The organism is Streptomyces sp. H27-H1 (genome assembly GCF_026627445.1).
Taxonomy (GTDB): Bacteria; Actinomycetota; Actinomycetes; order Streptomycetales; family Streptomycetaceae; genus Streptomyces.
Genome location: NZ_JAPNLJ010000115.1, coordinates 1 through 3,923, shown reverse-complemented (window position 1 = coordinate 3,923; position 3,923 = coordinate 1). Strand labels below are relative to the sequence as shown.

The window sequence follows — 3,923 nt, the reverse complement described above, 5'->3', positions numbered from 1 at the left end:
GTACGGAACCCGCGGGTTCCGTACGGCGCCGGCTCATGAGCGGGGCGCGGCCGCGTCAGCGGCGGTGGGTCACAGCGCCGGGTGGGCGTTCTTCATGAGCTCCTGGAACTGGGCCGAGAACCACTGGCCCGCCAGCGGCGCGTTCGGGAGGGAGCCCGACATGCTGTTGCCGTTGCGCACGTTGCCCGTGTACGTCGGGTCGCACATCCGGTCGAAGCCCTTGCCCTCGTCGTTCGGGATCTCCTTGCTCGCCCCGTCCGACTCGCCCGGAGGCTTGATCCACACGTAGGCGTCGATGCCCGCGGCGGGCGCTGCCTGCGGCCGTTCGCCGAGGCCGGCGCCCGACTGGTTGCACCAGTTGCCGAGGTGGATGCGCCGGTCGTAGCGACCGCCGTTGACGTACGTGTCCACGCTCGTCAGCGCGCCGGGACCGGCCGGCCGGGCCGTGCCGCCCCAGCCGTTGCGGGAGGTGTCGATCAGCATGCCGAGGTTCGTGTCGAAGCCCAGCGAGACCAGCTTGGTCCGCATGGCCTGGGCGTACGACAGCTCGTCCGTGTAGCGGTTCCAGTCGACCCACTTCGACTGGCGTACGGAGGTGCCGTTGACGGAGTCCTCGATCTTGAAGTAGTCCTCCTTCAGAGCGCTGTAGTTGGCCGTGTTCACGATGAAGCCGTGCACCTTGGAGATCGTGGAGCCCTCGGCCGTGGCCGCCTGCTTGAACATCTCCGCGGAGGCGCCGAAGTTGTCGTCCCAGCCGAGCCAGCCGTGGTGACCGGCGTCCACGTAGTTGTAGACGTTGGCGATCGATCCCAGCTTGTTCAGGGCGTAGCCGACACCCTTGACGTAGTTGCCGTTGGTCTTCATCACGTCGCAGTTGGCGGTCGCCGTCGGACGCCCGGAGACATTGGTGACGAGGTTCGGCAGGGAGTCGATCTCGACCGTGGTGACGATCCGCAGCCCCGCGTACTTGGAGTCGGCGAGGATGGTGGCGATCGGGTCGATGTACTGGGTCTTGTACTTGTCGATCTCGGTGGGGCCCAGTTCGCCGTTGGAGGCGAGCGCGGAGCAGTCCCGGCCGGGCAAGTTGTAGATGACCAGTTGGACGACGAGCTCGCCGCTGCCCTTCTGCGCCAGTGCCGCGTCCAGGTGGGCGCGCAGCCCCATCGAGCCGTTCGCGCCCGCGATGGCGGCGGTGCGGTCCAGCCAGACACCCGTGGGCTGGTTCGAGACCTTGGTGCCGCCCGGCTCGGCGGCGGCCTTGGCGGACCATTCGGGGTTCACGTACACCTTGGCGCCGGCGTAGGGGTTGTCGGCCTTGGTCCCGGACGGCGGCGGCGTGGTGGGGGGTGTCGTCGGGGGCGTGGTCGGCGGCTGGGTCGGGTCGATGGCGCCGTTGCAGGTGACCCCGTTGAGCTTGAAGGTCGCGGGTACGGTGTTCGTCCCGGTGTGCGAACCGTTGAACCCGAAGGACGTCGAACCACCCGTCGCCAGGGCCCCGTTGTACGAAAGGTTCTTGGCCGTCACGGCGGCCCCGGACTGGGTGATCGTGGCGTTCCAGCCCTGGGTCGCCTGCTGGCCGTTCGCGTAGGACCACTCGAGGGTCCAGGCGGAGACCGGGTCACCAGTGTTGGTGACGATCACGTTGGCGCCGAAGCCGGTGTTCCACTGGTTGGTGATCTGGTACTCGACCTTGCAGCCGGCGGCGGCCGCTCCCGCCGTGGAGGCCATGACCGTGGCGGTGGCGCCGGTCGCCGTGATCAGGCCGATGGCCGCCAGCAGGGCGGTGCGGCCGGTCGTACGCGAACGTGCGGGGGGAGTCGTGCGGGCAAGTGTGCGGCTCATGGTGGGGTGTGCCTTTCAGTTCTGGGCGCGCAGGTGGTCGCGCAGTCCGATGCCGAATGTGGTGGGGGTGCCGTCGTACGAGGTGATCAGGGCTGGTCCCGAGGAGCAGTTCCAGGTGTTCCAGGTCCAGCCGAGATACGAGAGGGCGCGGGCGTCGAACCACGCCATGACGCGGTCGATGAACGCGTGTCCGCAGGTGTTCTCGCCGATCTCGCCCGCCACGAGGGGGACCCGGGCGGCGACAGGGGTGAGAGTTGAGTCCCAACAAGCCTCGTTGGAACAGGTGTTGAAGTTGTATATGTGCCAGGCCGCGGCGAGCTGGCCCGTCGGGTCGGTGGGGGAGTGGGCGAGCCACTGGCTCAGGTCGTTGGAGTAGGCGATGCCGGGAACGAGGACGACATTGCGGGCCCCGGTGGCGCGCACCGAGTCGACCAGGTCCTGCATGCCGGCGACCTCGTAGCCGATGCCGGGACACGAACCGCCGTCACGCCAACAGGCCCATGCCTGGGTGCTGGTGGAGGTGGCCCGGTCCGGATACGGCTCGTTGAACAGGTCGAAGACGACCCGCCGGTCGCTCTTGAAGGTGTTCGCCACCGAGGTCCAGAACGCCGGGGAGTACTGGGCGTCGGGCATCGGCTTCTGGCAGGTGGCGTGCACGTCGGCGCAGCCCGAGGAGTTGCCGGTGTACTGGCCGTACGTCCAGTGCAGTTCGACGACCGGGGTCATGCCTTGGGCTAGTACCCGGCTGACCAGGCCCTTGACGGCGTCGATGTACTGCGTACCCCGGTACTCGGGCTTGACGGTGTCGACGCCGAGCCAGCACTCCTCGTTGAGGGGAATGCGGACGGTGTTGGCCTGCCAGTCGGCGATGGCGCGCACCGAGGCGTCGTCGACGGGACCGTCGAAGATACCGTTCCCCTGGACGCACATGAACTCGCCCCCGGAGCGGTTGACGCCGAGGAGGCGTCGGGTGGCACCGTTCCGGTCGGTGAGGCGGTTGCCGGTGACGCTCAGTTCGGGCGCCCCGGACTCGGGTGGATCGGTGGGCGTCGGTGTAGGGGTGGGTGTAGGTGTAGGTGTAGGTGTAGGTGTAGGTGTAGGTGTAGGTGTGGGGTCGGGTCCGGATCCGGTGGTGCAGGCGGCGCCGTTGAGCGTGAACGCCCCGGGCGCCGTGTTGGCGCCCGACCACGAGGCGATGAAGCCGGCCGTCACGCTCGCGCCGGTGCCCAGCGTCGCGTTCCAGCCCTCGTTCACGGCTGTGACGGACGTGCCGGTCTGGGACCACTTGGCGCCCCAGCCCTGACTGAGGGTCTGAGCGGAGGGGAAGCCGAAGCCGAGGCTCCAGCCGTTCAGCGCGGAGCCGTTGTTGGTGACGGTGACGGCACCCTGGAATCCGCCGGCCCATTGGCCGACGACCGAGTACGTGACCGTGCAGGACGGGGCGGCCGAGGCTCCTGCGGCCGAACCCGTGGTGGCGAGCGCGCAGCTCGCCACCAGGAGCGCTACCCCGGTGAGCAGCGCGAATGGGTGGGGGGGATGTCGCATGAGCGAGTCCTTGCAGCGAGGGCACGCTTCTGCGGCGCGCCGACTGACGGAATCGCTCCCACTGGTTGGGGCCAGACCGTAGCGGCAACTCCACTTGAGCAAAAGGGGGGTTGGCAAAATTCCCTGAGGAATGCCTTCGACTCTTCGCACGTCTTGACGCCGTTGCGTCCCGTCTGCACAGTGGGAGCGCTCCCACTGGTTCGGAGCTTGTTCCCATGCCCTTCGCGCATCTCCACTTTCCCGAGTCGAGAGGAGAACATCCGCATGCAGAAACGCCAATTGCCGGGACCACGCGTCAGGTCGGACCCTGCCGGCCGACGGACACGCGGCCCGCCTGCGAACCGACCCGGACGGAAAGCGGGTTGGCGCCCCGGCTCGTCCTGTTCCGCTGCCCCTCCGGGAGGATCGCCCCTAGGTCCTGTCTGGAGTTCAGATCATGAATGTGGTGCGATGCTGCGGAGCCAGAGCATCGCACCACACAGATGCAGGCCGGCCTCGTAGCTCTCTGGCGTCTTGTCGAAGCGGAACGCGATGCC

2 protein-coding genes are annotated in these 3,923 nt (G+C 68.2%); both read right to left on the bottom strand.

The genetic code is table 11. The features are described from left to right. Positions 1 to 69: 69 nt before the first annotated feature. Positions 70 to 1,842, bottom strand: a complete 1,773-nt coding sequence (locus OTB20_RS41820; RefSeq protein WP_267825136.1) for a glycoside hydrolase family 6 protein — start codon at positions 1,840 to 1,842, stop codon at positions 70 to 72. 15 nt (positions 1,843 to 1,857) lie between these two features. Continuing rightward, positions 1,858 to 3,387: a cellulase family glycosylhydrolase gene (locus OTB20_RS41815; RefSeq protein WP_267825135.1), complete on the bottom strand. Its 1,530-nt coding sequence runs from the start codon at positions 3,385 to 3,387 to the stop codon at positions 1,858 to 1,860. Positions 3,388 to 3,923: the final 536 nt, after the last annotated feature.